Below are 16,150 nucleotides of genomic sequence, written 5' to 3'. Positions count from 1 at the left end.
TAAAGTTTTAAAAATAATACTTTTTTTTATGACCTACCAAGGTGTTTTAACAAAAATGCAAACCGAGTTTTTAGACCCAATAGCCTACTATCTGGTTTTTAAAAACGACTTTATAAATTTTAATCAACTATTAGATAAAACCATATCGTTTGAATTTGTTGGTTATGAGTGTTTAAACTGTCATTTAAATAAACCCATTTACCGACAAGGATTTTGTAAAAGTTGTTTTTTTGACATTCCTCAAGCTGCAGATTGGATCATGAAACCCGAATTGAGTAAAGCTCATCTAGATATTGAAGACCGAGATTTAGAGTATGAAAAAAAAGTACAATTACAACCGCATATTGTTTACTTAGCTAATTCTAGTAACGTTAAAGTTGGTGTTACCAGAAAAACACAAGTCCCAACAAGATGGATTGATCAAGGTGCACATGAAGCTATTGAAATTGTAGAAGTCCCAAACCGTTATCTTGCTGGTATTACAGAAATAGCATTAAAAGACCATATTAGCGATAAAACCAATTGGCGCACCATGCTTAAAAATGATATTAAAGATGAAAATTTAGTAGAATGGAGAGATCGTTTGAAAGCTTATATACCAGATGAAGCTAAAGACTATTTTATTGAAAATAATAGCGAAACCGAAATACACTTCCCGGTTTTGCAATACCCTAAAAAACCAAAATCGTTGAATTTTGAAAAAGCCAAAACATATACTGGTGTTTTAAAAGGTATTAAAGGTCAATATTTAATTTTTGAAGATGATACCGTTTGTAACATTAGAAGTAACGAAGGTTACGTTGTAAACATTTCTATTTTATAATTACATTAACGCATTAAAACACTGGTTTTTAGTAATTTGTAAATAAAAATACAATTATGAAAATTCCAGTATTATTTTGGGTAGCAATTACTACCATGCTTTTAGTTACCGTAACTATAATGGTATCTATGAATATGCCTTTTAATTGGGTATTTTATTTAACCTGTATTGGTCAAGTTTTAGTTGGCGTTATGGTTTATAAGGTGTTAACCGATAACTATACAACCGATAAAACGTTTAAACATTTTTATGAAGACCGACCTATAAATTATCGTTAGTAATTTTACGTTAAATAAATGACCATTAGTTATACTCATGTTAGGGATTATTCATTACTACTTATTTTCAAATTTATGTATTCATGATTACTTCGTAGTTGAGGCATTGTTGGAGCACATCTTTTATTGTGACTGCCGAAAGCCCGACCCGATAAGGTAACGCCCAAAAAATTATAATTACACTATTCTTTAAACCAACTTGAATATTTAACGTAGTTATTTGCTATTCGGTTGATTTCGCCTTTAATTAATTCTTCGCTAATGTCTTTTACTTTTTTGGCTGGTACGCCTGCGTAAATGCTACCAGACTCGACTATCGTGTTTTGTGTCACGACTGCACCTGCTGCAATAATACTATTGCTTTCTACCACGCAATTATCCATTACAATACTGCCCATGCCTATTAAAACATTGTCTTTTATGGTACATCCGTGCACTATAGCATTGTGACCAATAGATACATTATTACCGATATTTGTCGGGTGTTTTTGATACGTACAATGGATAACTGCGCCATCTTGCACGTTAACTTTATCGCCCATTTTTATGTAATGTACATCGCCGCGTATTACGGCATTAAACCAAATACTACATTGGTTACCTGCTTGTACATCTCCTACTATGGTTGCGTTTTCGGCAATGTAGCAGTCTTCTGGAAGTTGTGGTGATTTACCGTTTACTGGTTTTATGATTGGCATTTTGATTTACGATTTTTGATTTATGAGTTACTATTTGTTCTCGATACATTTTGCTTATACTTCGCAAAACACTCGAACTGACGTATGTTAAGTTTTATGTTTTGATCATGCGTTTCAATACATATGAACTGAATTTATTAAATAATTTAGTTTTGGACTGCGCTCAGCCTGACAACATATATTATTAATTGTTTTTCATTCTTAGAGATTCCTGCTTACGCAGGAATTTGTTAATTAAAATACGATAATAATCCTGATTTTTTGGATGCAGAAACCATAATTTCTTTTCCGTTGCTTAAAATAACGCTTCCGCCTTTTCCTTTAACGTATTTGACTACTTCTGCAACATTTATTAAGTAACTTTTATGTACTCTTGCAAAACCAGATTCTGATAAAATATCTTCAAAATATTTAAGTGTTTTACTTACTAATTTTTTCTTGTTATTATTTAAGAAAATTTGTGTGTAATTATCATCTGCCTTGCAATACAAAATGTCTTTGGTGTTTAATACTTCAAAACCATCTTGTTGCGGAATGGTTATTTTACCTTCTACAGTATTGGTTTTTGGGATTAATACTTGGTCTTGTAAAGCGTCTTCTTTGGTTTTTATTTCGGCAACGTAATCTACTGCTTTTATCAGCTCGTCTATATCTATCGGCTTCATCAAATAATAAGACGCGTGCGCATTTAATGCATCCATCGCATAGTGATTATATGCGGTTACAAAAATGGTCTCAAAATTACGATCGCCAACCTTATCTAATAAATCAAATGCGTTTCCGTAAGGCATTTCTACATCTAAAAACACGAGATCTAAATCTAGTTTTCTTATGAGTTCTAAACCTTCGTTTATGTTAGAAGCTTCTCCTAAAATATTAACTTTTGGACAGTATTTAGTCAAGTAGTTTTTTAAAATTGTTCTACTTTGTTCTTCGTCTTCTACTAATATAGCGTTTAGTTTCATTGTTTATTTTTTTAAGCTTGAAAACCGAAGTCTGAAGCTTTTTTTTATTAATCCTTCTTTAAAGTTACTGTTACTTTTGTACCAACATCTTCTGCATTAAGCTGATTATCTTCTATGTTGATGTCTACTTTATCTTTGTACATTTCGTTTAAAATAGTAACACGTTTTTTGATGTTTCCTAATCCTTTAGAGTTGTGTTTTTTCTGATTTTCGGTCTTTAATGCTTTAGATTTTTTGCGACCAATACCATTATCTGCAATAGTGATTTCTATTTGGTCTTTTTGTTTTTTACAGATTTTAATATCTAAAATTCCTTTGTTTTCTTTATAACGTAATCCGTGCCAAACCGCATTTTCTATATAAGGTTGAAGTAGCATTGGTGGTATTTTGTAGGCTTCTATATCTATCGTCTCTTCCACAGAAATTTTATAATCAAATTTATCTTTAAACCTAAAATGTTCTAGCTTGGTGTATAATTCTATAAGTTGAATTTCTTTTTGTAATGGAATAAAATCTTCTTCTGAATTTTCTAAAACTGCTCGCATTAATTTTGAAAAATCTGACAAGTATTTATTAGCTGTACGCTCATCATTAGTAGCAATAAAACTGTTAACCGAGTTTAATGCATTGAAGATAAAGTGCGGATTCATCTGACTTCTTAAAGATTTTAAAGCCAGTAAATTGTTAGCCAATTTTTGTTGTTTGATGTATTTATACATTAAATACGCCAAGACAACTAATAAAAATAAGCCGCCAATTAATGAGTAAATGATAAGTTGTTGTCGTTTGTTTTTCTCGTCAGATAATTGCATTTGGCTTAAAGTAAGCTGTCTGTCGTTTTCTAGTGAAAGAATACGATTTTGCTTTTCGGCAATGCTTTTTGATATTCTTGCTGCTTGAGATATTTCTTGTTCTTTCTTAATATAAAGCTGGTCTACAGCTTCAGTATAGGCGTTAAAGGCTTCTTTAGCTTTTTCAAAATTACCCGAAGCCACAAATACATCGGCTAACTTTTTTGTGGCGTCTTTTTTAACTATTAAATCTTCTTTTTTATCGGCTTCTTCAATACTTTCTTCTAGATACGGAATAGCTTCATCTAAATTATTTTTTAAAAAATAAGCGTTACCAATTTTATAGTTTTGTTTTTGTTTGGTTAACGGACTTTCGTTAGTGATGACAGAGTCTTTTTCGATTGCATCTATATCTTTGATAATTTCTTTTCTTAATTGAATTTCTTTATCAAATGCTCTGTTTGTATTCTGAAAATCGGCTATTTTAATTTTTTGTTCTAGCGCTTTGGCTTTATTTTCTTTAGATGCTAAATTTATTGAATTTGTGAAATAGCTTTCTGCTTCAGTTTTATTTCCACTTTCGCTGTAAGAATCACCTAATTTTGAGTTTAAATCGGTGATTTTTGGTTTTATATTATTAATCTCGGCTATTTTTAATCCTTGCTTAAAAGATTGTGTTGCTAGTTTTATCTTATTTTGTTCTAAAAAGACATCTCCTAAACCTTCTTGTTTTTCAATTTGCTGCCAGTTATTAAGTGTTTTATCTTCTAAGTCATTATAAATCTCTAGGCTTTTTTGATAATTTTTATTTAAAAAGTAGGCTTTTGCTAATTTTAATTTTACATCTATATTACTATCATTTTTAAGACTTATGCGGTAGTTAGTGCTTGCTAAATCATATTGTTTCCAATACATATTTACATCGCCCAAAACTTCAAATGCTTGGGCATTTTCTTTTACTGATGTACTTTTAGATATACTTTCGGTAATAAATTGAATACTTTTTTCTGCTGAAATTTTCTTGTAAAATATAGCTGAGTCTATTGAGCTTCTAAAAGTGTTTTCTTTAGTTTTTATTTTTTGCACGTAACCGTTTACGCCTATTGGCTGGACTTCAACAGTTATGTCATCATCATCTTTAATAGTGTAATAAACGGTTTCAAAATCGTCGTGACTAATAACAATTTGATCTCCTTTTTTTACTTGAATTCTAAACGTACCGTCTAAAGACGATTTTGTGTAGCTACCACCATTTACCTGTATATCTGCGTTTTCTATTGGATTACGCGTATCGCTTTCTCTAATATTCCCTCTTACTGTAAAGGCTTCTGCATTATCAATTATTGTATTGGTTTGAGCCAATACAGATTGAAATCCGATTGTAAGAAAATAGATTAATATAAATTGTTTTAAAAGTTTCATTTTAAATTAAATATCGAGTATAAAGCTACACGTTTTAACTCATTTAATAAAATAGCATTTTTGGTATTCATAACTAAAAACTAACAAAATAACATCACTTACTCAGTCGTATTTCTTTTTCACTAAACTAAAGCTAATGTTGCCTCATTGCTATTTTTATTATAAAAAAGTTGCGTTTAGGTTTATACCTAATTTTAAAAAATTCAATTATGAAAAACCTTCACTTATTATTATTTATCCTAACTATTCTAACAGCAAAAGCACAACACAAGGGTAATTTTAATCAAAAAATATCTAGAGCTAACATAGCCGGTAACGCTATTGCTTATGGTCATACTCCTAAACGTATGCAACAAAATCTAAATCCTAACAGCACTTTAATTATTGATGTTAGAGCTTTACAAAATGTAAAAGCATCTAGTTACACAGCAGTTTTTAATATCTCTCAAATTGCAGAAACAGCAGAAGCTACAAAAGATTTAATGAGCATTAAAATTGAAAATATTAAAAGTGAATTGACTAAAATTGGATTGAAAGAAAGTGATATTGCTATAGATGTAATTTCTTTTATACCTGTTTATGAAGTTGAAGTTACTAAAAAACTGTTTAGCAAAACTTACACCGAAGTCCCTAAAGGTTTTGAGTTACAACAGAACATACATATACAGTTTAAGAAGACTAAGCAATTTGAAAAGATTCTTTCTGCTTGTGCGAATAACGAAGTCTATAATCTTGTTAAGGTTGATTATTTTATCGAAAACATTACTGAAGTCTACAAAAATCTACAAACACAACTTTTACAATTAATAAAAGATAAAAAAGAATATTACTCTGTTTTAGGTTTTGATTTAAGAGAATATAACGCACTAATGGCAGATCAAAAGTATTGTTACTTTCCAAAAGATTTTTACAATAATTATCAGGCATTTAATAGTATTTCTTTTGAAGCCTTAAAACAAAACAAAGGTGTTACTACTGCAAACAAGCAAACCTCTTATTACTACCAACCGCTAACCTATGAAAATTATGATATTGTTATTAACCCTTCCATTATAGAGCCTGTTGTACAAGTTGGTATGGAAATTAAACTACACTACCACCCTAAACCTAAAAACGATAAGCCAGAACCAATAGTAAATAAAGAAACAGAACGTAAGTATTATGTAATCTCTCCAAATGGTGATATTGATATTAAAGAACAAGACACTAAATAATACAAAAAAAGCCTTGAGAAATCTCAAGGCTTTTTTTAATATGTATTTTATATCTTAGTTAACCGCTGGACAGTTACAGCTATAAGCAGCTCTACCACAGTTAAAGTTAAAACCTAAAGTAATTTGATGAAAACCACCACTATTATACACAATATCATTTGTTTGATAATTGTAAGAATAAGCAAACATAAAGTCTTTTACATTAACCCCTAAAAGCGGTGTTAAATATTGTAATTTTTGACTACTTACAGATTGTCCATCTAAATACTCTGCTCCATCTAAAGAACGTCTGTAAGACAAACCTCCCCAAACTTTACCAAAGTCCATTTCTTTATAAACTTTAAGATTTACATCAAAAAGAGCTTCTTCTGTAGATTCTCTGTATAAGAATAACGCAGATGGCTCAAAACTCCACTCGCTTCCGTAGCTACCAAAAGTATTACCTACAGTAAAGATGTATGTTCTTAAATTATTAAAGTTTAAATTACCAGGGTTGTTATTATAGTTTACACCATCGTTGTTTAATAAATTCTTTACGGTTGCATGAGCATAAAAATCGTAAAGGTTATAAGAGAATCCAAAATCTACATTAAACTCAGTAGCAGACTGCTCTATACCAGCAATTAAAGGATCAAATCCATCTGCTAAAAAAGTAGTCTCGTCTAGTTTATATTGTATTGCACCAACACTTAAACCAAAAGATAATTGGTTTAAATCTGCTGTACTTCGAGAAAACATTAAATGATGGGCATAAGTTAAGTAAGCTCCTGTTTGAGAATGATATCCATTTCTATCAGAATAAACTATTGCACCTATTCCTGAAGGAGAATCACCAATTCTCCCATTTACACTTGCAGTAATTAATCTTGGTGCATCATCATCTCCAAACCATTGTTGTCTACCAGTAATTCTAACCTTTGCACAGTTAGCAGCACCAGCCATAGATGGATGAATTAAATAATAGTTATCAGTTAAATAATCTGAATAAATTGGAAGTCCTTCTTGAGCGTTAGCTAATTGCGATCCAAATAAAGTTGCAATTGCTATAAATAGAATATTTTTTAATCTCATAATCTCTTTTTTCCGAGGTCGTATGGTCTGTTATTTCAAATCAACTTATAATTTATAACTCAATTTTAAGTAAAAAAATTATAACGTTTGTAAATATATAAATTTAGAACGTATAATTAAGTTGAAAATAGTTAAAGGTTTCAATTTAAAATTCTTTTAGTACAATTACTAAAGTTATATTAAAAATTTCAACGTATATAAACATCAAATATATAGATATCTCTGCTATTGTTTTAGTATTTTTGCAAAAAATTTACAGCATGAGCACATATAAAATCTCTATAAAAAACACAAGTAACCCTACTATTTTAAAATTTGATGTTAATCAATTTATTACCAAGCATCAAAACTATGAGTATAATAATATTGATGAAGCAAAAGACTCTCCTTTAGCACAGCAATTATTCTACTTACCGTTTGTTAAAAAAGTATATATATCTAGTAATTTTATTGCAATAGAACGTTATAACATTGTTGAATGGGATGATGTAAAAGATGAAGTTGCAAAACAAATTGAAAACTATTTAAATAATGATGGTGTTATTGTGACCGAAACTGCTATTACACAAAAAGTACCTGTAACAGTTTACACAGAAAGTACTCCTAATCCATCCGCGTTAAAGTTTGTAGCTAATAAAAAATTAGTGACAGCGACTTATGATTATGATTCTATAGAAAAAGCAAAAACATCTCCTTTAGCAACCGCGTTATTTCATTTTCCGTTTGTAAAAAGCGTGTTTTTTGATGAAAATTATATATCTATAACAAAATATGATATTGCCGAATGGAACGATATTACTGTAGAACTTAGAGATTTTATCAAAAAGTACATAGAAGAAGGTAAAAATATTATAGATCCTAACGCGCCTGAAGTTATTGAAAAATCTACCGAAAAAGTAGAACAGCATTTTGAAAATTTAGATACTACATCTCAAGAAATTATAAATATCTTAGAAGAATATGTTAAACCAGCAGTAGCAAGTGATGGAGGTAACATTCAATTTGAATCTTATGATGAACCTTCTAAAAGTGTAAAAGTTATATTACAAGGTGCTTGTAGTGGCTGCCCATCTTCTACTTTTACTTTAAAAAATGGTATTGAAAATATGCTAAAAGAAATGTTGCCTGGTAGAGTTAATACTGTTGTAGCTATTAATGGTTAATTAATCCTAAAAATTAAACCTTTCATCTATTTTCAGTTCATTTAACTATAAATCAAACTTTTAAACATCAAATATTTGTTAATTTGATAGTATTAACATTTAAAAAACAAATATTATGGCAGTATTAAAAGTTATTGAAGTTTTATCTAACTCTGAAAAAAGTTGGGAAGACGCAACAAAAAAAGCAGTAAAACACGCATCAAAAAGTGTAAAAAACATACGTTCTGTGTATGTACAAGACCAAAGCGCTATTGTTAAAAGTGGTGAAGTAACTGAGTTTAGAGTTAACCTTAAAATTACTTTTGAAGTTGAGTAACCGCTTTTAGTTTTTATTTATAAAACACCTTATACTAAAAAGCCTGAACATAGTGTTCAGGCTTTTTTTTCTATTTGTATTGGTTTGTTTTTATTAGGAGTTTTCCTAGCGCTTTAGAGTAAAGTGTGCTCTAAATTGCTTCTTGGTATCACTTGTATCTCCTGGTTCTCTATATTCTACTGTAAACCAATAATCACTTGTTGGTAATGGGTTACCGTTATAGGTTCCGTCCCATCCTGGTCCTGTTGGGTTTAATTGCTTTAACAGCTTACCATATCTATCAAAGATGTATATTACTGCATCTGGCTGATCACTAATTCCGTATATCTGCCATGTTTCGTTATATGTATCTCCGTTTGGTGTAAAGAAATGTGGGTAATCCATAACCATCACAGTTGTGCTTGACTCGCCACATCCATTAATATCTCTTACTGTTATTGTATGCTCTCCTCCACTTACATCATTAAATATGTATGTATTGTCATTTGGCTCGTTATTATACCATGGTCCGCCATCTAACTGGAACTCATATGTTGAGATACCTGTTCCAATTGCGGTAACTTGTATACTATGCACGTCTGCAAATGCTGGTGTAATTACATCTGCTTCTATACTTGGTGGTGCGCTTTCTTCTACTAGAGTTGTATCTGTACTTATACAACCTGTTAGGTTATCTTCTATAGTTACTGTATAACTTCCGCCTTGTGTTGGCATGATACTACTTCCGGTTCCTACTACAGTACCGTTTAAGGTCCACTCAAACGTGTAGTCTGATGTACTTAATCCTGTCTCAATCTCTAATGGATTGATAACTTCGGTTCCGTTTGTATTTACACATAATAAGTAGTTATCTTCTAAATCTACTACTGGCAGTGGATTTACTTCTAATGTAATTGTTGCTATTTCGTAACATACCGAACTATCTACCATTGTACCAGTTCCATCATCTACCATGGTATCATTATCTACGCGTACATAGATCACTTGTGGGTTTGAGATGTTTTCATACAGCAACGGTAATGGGTTTGTAGCTGCTTCGGCATCTGCTAAAGTCTCATAGTAACTTGTTATATAGTTTGCTGGATCTTGACCCATTAACACTGCGGCGTCTTGACTTGATAAATCAAACTGTACACTGTCATTTGCTGGGTTACCATCAAATTCTATATTATCATCACATTCATAATACGTTGGCATTGATTGATTTGCTTGCGCTGCCTCATTTACCTCTATATTAAACATTGTAGTGACATCACATCCTGTTGTTGTATCTGTAATATTTACATATATAACTTGAGGATTACTTGTATTGTTATACGGACTTACTAAAGCATTTATTCCGGCATCGGCATCGGCTTGTGTATCATGATATGTTACTGTAAACACTGTTGCATCTTGACCGTTTAGTATCTCGGTTGTTTTACTTTCTAAGTCAAAACCTGCTACTTCATCTGTGTTTAATTCACAAATAATATAATCCTCGATTGGACTTACTACTGGTAATGGGTTTACTGTTATATCAAAATCTACTATTGTAAAGCAGCCTGTTCCGTTTAATCCTGTTTCGTCATCTCCATTTGTTACTCTTACATAGATCGTTTGAGGATTGATAGCTGTTCCTGGATTATCTGGATCTTCGTTTGTGTGCATTGTTGCGTCTGCTATTGCATTACTTCCTGCTAATGCATCGTCTAAACTTGTGTAGTAACTTGCTGTTACACCTGCTTCTCCATTTATGATAGCAACTTCGTATGTCGTTAAATCAAACGCTTCTATCATATCATTTGGTCCTACTATGTTTACATCATCACACAACTCTAAATCTGTTGGATCTGGTGTTGGTGTTGGATTTGGTAATACGCGTATAGTTAATGTTGTTAATGAGAAGCATCCTGTATCATTATCCGTTACTCTTACATGTACTGTTTGTGCGCCTGGATCTGTATTTTGATACATCGTTGGATCTGGTATTGCGTTGGTGTCTGCTTGTGCATCTGCTAGTGTTTCGTAATACGTCACTGTCCAACTTCCCACGCCGCCTGTAATTTCATCATTCTTTACTGTTAAATCAAATACAGCATACTGATCATTGTTCTCATAGTAATTAGCATCTAACTCATCACATATTGATAATGCGGTTGGCTGTACTATGACTGGTGGAAACTCTACTCTAATTTCAAATTCTCCTAAACTTACACATCCATTTATATTACTTTCTAAGCGTATATAAATAGTTTGTGGGTTACTCTGATTGGTATAGTTACCTGTATTTACTATTGGATTTGCTCCAGTTTCTGCTTGGGCTTGCGTCACGTGATAGGTTAACACATAATCTGCTGGGTTTTGCGTCCCTAATATTTGTGGCGTCATTACTGTGTTAAAATCAAATTGATTAAACCCATCATCGTCATCATCACATATAACATAATCTTCTAAATCTGTTGGGATAACTGGTGACTCCTCTACTATTAAATCCATTGTTACTATCGTATAACATCCAGTGATATCATTCTCTGCTCTTACATAAATAGTTTGAACGTCTGGATCTATATTCTCGTAAGGCAATGTGCTTGGTATTGGATCTGTTGCGTTTTGTGCATTGGTTAAGGTTTCATAATAACTAATGCTAATGTCTGGCTCTCCGTTAATAATGGTGGTTGTTTGACTGTCTAAATCAAATTCGGTATAAAAACCATCATTATCATCATCACAAGCTACTAATGGCGATGGTGTTGCTGGTGATGGTAATGGGTTTACTCTTAAATCTAAAGTAATTGTACTTACACATCCGGTAACATCATCTTCTGCTCTTACATATACAGTCTGTGGGTTTGGTCCGTTTGTATATGGACTAAAAATCTGTGCGGTTGCATCTGCTGTATTTGCTCCTGCTTGTGTATCATAGTATGTTAACGTAATACCGGTTTGCCCATTTAGGATTTGTGCATTAGCATCTTCTAATGTAAATACTTCTTGCTCATCTCCTGGATTATTGTAATCACATAAATTTAATGGATCTGGTTGTACTAATACTGGTAACGGATTAACTATTAAGTCTAAATCAGTCACTGTATAACATCCTGTAGCATTATATTCTACTCGCACCCATATTGTTTCCATATCCGGTGTAACATTGGTGTAGTTAGATGGTGTGCCTATTGCATTTGACGGTGCTTCTGCATCTGTTTCTGACTGATAGTAAGTAATGGTTACCTCTGATGGGTCTATATCATTACTTGTATCTGAGTCTAATAGGTTTAATAGCTCGTCATTTGCTTGTGTTAAATCAAATGCAGCTAATCCATCGGTATCATCATCACATTCTTCTAATTCAGCTGGTGTTAATTCTATTTGTGGTGTTTCATTTACTATTAACTGTAACTCGACATAACTTGCGCAGTCTGTTACTATGGTTTGACTCTCTACTCTTACATAAATAGTCTGTGTCTCAAAAACAATGTTATCGTATGGACTTGATAAGGCATTTACATTATTCTCTGCATCACTCATCGTTTCATGATACGTAACCACTAATCCTGCTGCGCCGCCTGTTACTTGCGTGTCTGCATCGGTTAACATAAATTCTCCAAAACCATCACTGTCTGGATCACAAAACTCTAACGCTGTTGGTGTAAATGCGGTTGGTGCTTGTTCTACTTGTAACTCTAACGTAGTAGTATCATAACATCCTGTATTTGCATCTTCTACTCTTACATAAACTATTTGACCATTAGCTAAATTTGTATATGGGATTGGTAGTGGGTTTGTAGCTGTTTCTGCTTCTGGTAATGTTAAGTAATAACTTGCTACATAACTCGCTATACCACCTGTAACTTCGGTATCTTTTAATGTTAAATCAATTTGTGTGATACCGTCTGGTATGTTATCGTCACATACTTCTAATGGTGTTGGATCTATTGCTATAACCTCTGGATGTACAGTTACATTTTGTGTTGTTGTTGTTGGACATGCTCCGTTAGTCGTATACTCTACAGTATGTGTTGATCCTGGTAATGCTCCTGTTACCTCTCCTGTTGCAGGATCTATCGTTGCGCCTGTACTTGTTAATGTAAAGGTTCCGCCTGTCATACCTGTGATTGTGGCTATTGCTCCGTCACAAGTTGGGTCTAACGTAAAGCTTGAATCGTCTGCTGGTAATACATTTAATACAAATGTGCTTGTTGCTGGACATTGGGTTGCTGTAGTGTACTCTACCGTATAACTTGTTCCTGGAGTTGCCATCGTTACTTCTCCTGTTGATGGGTTGATTTGTACAGTATCGCCTGCTGGTGCTGCTGGGTTAAACGTATACGTCCCGCCTGGCATCGCTACTGTATCTACAGTTCCTCCATCACAATTTGGTATCATTGTAAAACTTGGATCATCTTCTGTTAACGTTGTAACAGTTTGCGTGCTTACTTCTGGACATGGTCCTGATGTGGTATATTCTATCGTATATGTTGTACCGTAATCGCCGCCTGTTACTTCTCCGGTTGCTGCGTCTATTGTTACTGGTGCGCCTGGATCTGGGTTTAAGGCAAACGTTCCGCCTGTATCTCCTGTTATTGCTACTGTTGCACCATCACAAGTCGCTGTTGCCGTAAAACTTGGATCTTCTAATGGATATACTGTTACATCTACTGTTGTCGATGCTGGACATACTCCACTTGTAGTATGTTCTACTGTATAGGTTGCTCCTGATGTACCGTTTGTAATCGTTCCTGTGCCTGAATCTATCGTTGCTCCATCGCCTGGTAATGGATTAAAAGCATAGGTTCCGCCTGATAATACTGAACTATCTACTACAGCTCCATCACACGTTGGTTGCATCGTGAAACTTGGATCATCTGTTGTTAATACTGTAAAGTTAACCGTAGTTGTCGTTGGACATGTACCTGTTGTTGTATAGGTTACGGTATGAGTGGATCCAGATGCGGCTCCTGTTACTGTTCCTGTCGCTGAATCTATCGTTGCTCCTGTGGTTGTTAATGCAAAGGTTCCGCCTGGTGTTACGACATTACTCATTACTGCCCCATCACACGTTGGTGTGACTGTAAAACTTGAATCGTCATTAGCATTTACTATTAAATTGAATAATGGCATTGCGGTTGCACTATAACACGTCGCATCTCCCGCTGCCTCTATTCTTACATAGATTGGCTCGTTTGGTCCGCCGACATAAGGACTCGTTAATGCGTTTGTGTCTGAATCTGCTTCTGCAAAACTATTATGATACGTAACTACATAATCGGAAGCTGGCTGTGTCCCTAATATAAATGGCGTCTGACTCTCTAAATCAAATGGCTCTACACCATCATTACTAGCATCATCACAAACTACCATATCTGACGCTGGATTGATTGATAAGGAATAAATATCTAAAGTAAAACTATCAGTACTTACACAAGTTTCAGAAGCACTATCTTCTATTCTTACAAATATAGTTTCTGGGTAAGGACCTGAAGTTATATAATTATCGGGCGTCGTAATTGGATTAGTATCGTTTTGAGCATCTGTTAGAGAATTATGATAACTAACATTAACCAGAGAAGCATCTTGAGTACCAATAGCTTCAGCATCATTAACCGTTAAATCAAATGTTTCATCTGAAGAAAACACATCACATTGTATTAAGTCTATTGTATTTTCAACAGTAGGGCTAGGTAAAAATTCAATATAAATAGAATCTGAAGTTTGACAAGAAGCTGAATACACAATATCTACACTATAATTTCCTTCTTGATAAACATCTATAGTTGGTCCCGTTTCTCCTGCTATAGGATTTCCTTCAAAATACCAAGTATGTGTAGCTGTTGTAAGTCCTGTATCTAATGTAATAGGATTTCCTCCACAAATTGCAGTTCCTGCATCAATTGTTACATCATCACCTAAATCTCCTCCTAAGTCAAAAGAACCTGCTCCTAAAAATACAGCAGCATTATATGCACTATCAAACGCGTCTGCAATAACTAATTTAATACGATAATTATTGTTAGGTGTTACGTTTGAAAAAGCCGTCATTGATCTAGTGTAGCCTCTAAAGTCAATAGGGGCATTATTTAGAGGTTCTCCACCTGGGCCATAATAAGAATCAAAATATCCTGGGTTTACAGATGGGCATCCACCATTATAAGTATTATCACGAACTGTAAATACAGATACTACATCTGTTGTACCTGGTACTAATGCAAGATTAGTAGTTACTCCTGTAGTCAAATCTGTTAGTAAAAAAGCGAATGCATCAGTAAAACTACATTGGAAACCACCATATTCTTCTGACGCAAATAAAAAGTCAAAGCTTATTGAATTAGCAATAGGTACGAAATCAAATTGGATAAAACTAGCATCATTTGAATCATTCGCATTTAAAGCAGGAATTGCATTTTCCAAATCGGCATCTCCTGGCCATCCACCACTACTTTGTGTACCAGTTTCTGGTCCTTCTGCTTCCATTGCATCTCCTGAATTTAAAATAATTCCTGCTTCAAAAGGAAAAGCTCCTGGTAAGGCTGTAAAATACCCTATACCATTATCATTACCAAAATTAGTCCCTGTACTCCAATTAATATTTGAAACTGCTGCACATGGACTATCAATCAAAACATCTGTAACCAACTCATCCACAGTATAAGTTGTTTGATCTACATCTATATATGGACTAAGTACTTCTACTGTAACGGATGTTGAAGCCGAGCATCCTGTTGGATTTGTATCTGTTACTGTAAGCGTAGCTGTAAAAGTCCCAAGGTTATTATATGTATGACTAACTGATTGTCCTGAAGCTACACCTGCATCTCCAAAATTCCAGTTATAAGTAGCACCAGTACCATCATCTTCAAACGTTGCACTTCCATCAAACAACACTGTACCGCCTAAGGGAATTTGAATAACACCAGTTCCATCTGCAACAGGATCTGTTGAATCTATACTAGGCGTTATAGTTTGACAAGATTGTAAGCATGAAATGTTTGCTGCCCATCCTAAAGTGTTAGCTCCACTATCTGAAGTAAACTGAATAGTAATACAACCTGTAGTACTAGTTGGAGAGGCAGAAATAGTACCTGGGTTATTTGCAGCTCCACCACCAGAATAACTACCTATTACTGGCGCTGTAACATCATCTCCATCATAAATAGTCATGACGTCTAAATTAACCTGAGTACTAAATAAAGTAAAGTCTAATTGAATAAATTGTTCTGGTCCATCTGGACATATAGTTATAACAAAATCTTCATCATCTGCATAGTTAGATGAAGGTCCTCCAGAATCATAAAAAACACCCGAACATTGGTTAAATGTTCCGTTTTGCATATTAATATCTTGTGCCCATCCTAAGATTACCAAGAAAAAAGAGAATAACGATAGTAAAAATTTCTTCATGCTTACTGTAAAGAATTTGTTAAAAATGT

Annotated in this window: 10 protein-coding genes; 5 read left to right on the top strand and 5 right to left on the bottom strand. The window is 33.5% G+C overall.

Going from position 1 to position 16,150, the window contains the following annotated elements:
- The first annotated feature begins 28 nt into the window (after nucleotides 1-28).
- On the top strand, nucleotides 29-823 hold the full coding sequence (locus INR78_RS07390) for a DUF2797 domain-containing protein (RefSeq protein ID WP_223076013.1): 795 nt from the start codon (nucleotides 29-31) through the stop codon (nucleotides 821-823).
- Nucleotides 824-879: 56 nt separating this feature from the next.
- Nucleotides 880-1,101 carry a hypothetical protein gene (locus INR78_RS07385; RefSeq protein ID WP_027880470.1) on the top strand — a complete coding sequence of 74 codons (222 nt, stop codon included), beginning with the start codon at nucleotides 880-882 and terminating at the stop codon, nucleotides 1,099-1,101.
- 182 nt (nucleotides 1,102-1,283) lie between these two features.
- Here INR78_RS07385 and INR78_RS07380 read toward each other — a convergent pair whose 3' ends face one another.
- The 3 genes from INR78_RS07380 to INR78_RS07370 all read right to left on the bottom strand — a co-directional run bounded on the left by INR78_RS07380 (nucleotide 1,284) and on the right by INR78_RS07370 (nucleotide 4,977).
- On the bottom strand, nucleotides 1,284-1,799 hold the full coding sequence (locus tag INR78_RS07380; RefSeq protein WP_223076012.1) for a gamma carbonic anhydrase family protein: 516 nt from the start codon (nucleotides 1,797-1,799) through the stop codon (nucleotides 1,284-1,286).
- A gap of 230 nt (nucleotides 1,800-2,029) precedes the next feature.
- Nucleotides 2,030-2,764 (bottom strand): LytTR family DNA-binding domain-containing protein, encoded by a 735-nt coding sequence (locus INR78_RS07375; protein WP_223076011.1) that lies wholly within the window; start codon nucleotides 2,762-2,764, stop codon nucleotides 2,030-2,032.
- A gap of 47 nt (nucleotides 2,765-2,811) precedes the next feature.
- A complete protein-coding gene (locus tag INR78_RS07370; RefSeq protein WP_223076010.1) occupies nucleotides 2,812-4,977 on the bottom strand; it encodes a histidine kinase in 2,166 nt (721 codons plus the stop codon).
- 209 nt (nucleotides 4,978-5,186) lie between these two features.
- Here INR78_RS07370 and INR78_RS07365 point away from each other — a divergent pair, with 209 nt between their 5' ends.
- Entirely contained in the window at nucleotides 5,187-6,191 is a 1,005-nt protein-coding gene (locus tag INR78_RS07365; protein ID WP_223076009.1) for an SIMPL domain-containing protein, read from the top strand.
- Nucleotides 6,192-6,245: 54 nt separating this feature from the next.
- Here the strand turns inward: INR78_RS07365 and INR78_RS07360 are convergent, their stop codons facing one another.
- Entirely contained in the window at nucleotides 6,246-7,262 is a 1,017-nt protein-coding gene (locus INR78_RS07360) for a type IX secretion system membrane protein PorP/SprF (protein WP_027880465.1), read from the bottom strand.
- Nucleotides 7,263-7,522: 260 nt separating this feature from the next.
- Here INR78_RS07360 and INR78_RS07355 point away from each other — a divergent pair, with 260 nt between their 5' ends.
- Both INR78_RS07355 and INR78_RS07350 read left to right on the top strand, forming a co-directional pair.
- Entirely contained in the window at nucleotides 7,523-8,425 is a 903-nt protein-coding gene (locus INR78_RS07355) for a NifU family protein (RefSeq protein ID WP_223076008.1), read from the top strand.
- A 115-nt stretch (nucleotides 8,426-8,540) separates the two neighbouring features.
- Nucleotides 8,541-8,741, top strand: a complete 201-nt coding sequence (locus INR78_RS07350) for a dodecin family protein (RefSeq protein ID WP_027880463.1) — start codon at nucleotides 8,541-8,543, stop codon at nucleotides 8,739-8,741.
- 105 nt (nucleotides 8,742-8,846) lie between these two features.
- Here the strand turns inward: INR78_RS07350 and INR78_RS07345 are convergent, their stop codons facing one another.
- A complete protein-coding gene (locus tag INR78_RS07345; protein WP_223076007.1) occupies nucleotides 8,847-16,121 on the bottom strand; it encodes a choice-of-anchor L domain-containing protein in 7,275 nt (2,424 codons plus the stop codon).
- Nucleotides 16,122-16,150: the final 29 nt, after the last annotated feature.

The organism is Mesoflavibacter sp. SCSIO 43206 (assembly GCF_019904215.1).
GTDB classification, from domain to species: Bacteria; Bacteroidota; Bacteroidia; order Flavobacteriales; family Flavobacteriaceae; genus Mesoflavibacter; species Mesoflavibacter zeaxanthinifaciens.
The sequence above is the reverse complement of the archived record's forward strand: the minus strand, read 5'-3'. Positions and strand labels throughout refer to the sequence as shown.

Bases quoted from the DNA above. Each gene is read 5' to 3' on its own strand.
- INR78_RS07390 (WP_223076013.1), top strand. From the start codon at position 29: ATGACCTACCAAGGTGTTTTAACAAAAATGCAAACCGAGTTTTTAGAC.
- INR78_RS07385 (WP_027880470.1), top strand. From the start codon at position 880: ATGAAAATTCCAGTATTATTTTGGGTAGCAATTACTACCATGCTTTTA.
- INR78_RS07380 (WP_223076012.1), bottom strand. From the start codon at position 1,799: ATGCCAATCATAAAACCAGTAAACGGTAAATCACCACAACTTCCAGAA.
- INR78_RS07375 (WP_223076011.1), bottom strand. From the start codon at position 2,764: ATGAAACTAAACGCTATATTAGTAGAAGACGAAGAACAAAGTAGAACA.
- INR78_RS07370 (WP_223076010.1), bottom strand. From the start codon at position 4,977: ATGAAACTTTTAAAACAATTTATATTAATCTATTTTCTTACAATCGGA.
- INR78_RS07365 (WP_223076009.1), top strand. From the start codon at position 5,187: ATGAAAAACCTTCACTTATTATTATTTATCCTAACTATTCTAACAGCA.
- INR78_RS07360 (WP_027880465.1), bottom strand. From the start codon at position 7,262: ATGAGATTAAAAAATATTCTATTTATAGCAATTGCAACTTTATTTGGA.
- INR78_RS07355 (WP_223076008.1), top strand. From the start codon at position 7,523: ATGAGCACATATAAAATCTCTATAAAAAACACAAGTAACCCTACTATT.
- INR78_RS07350 (WP_027880463.1), top strand. From the start codon at position 8,541: ATGGCAGTATTAAAAGTTATTGAAGTTTTATCTAACTCTGAAAAAAGT.
- INR78_RS07345 (WP_223076007.1), bottom strand. From the start codon at position 16,121: ATGAAGAAATTTTTACTATCGTTATTCTCTTTTTTCTTGGTAATCTTA.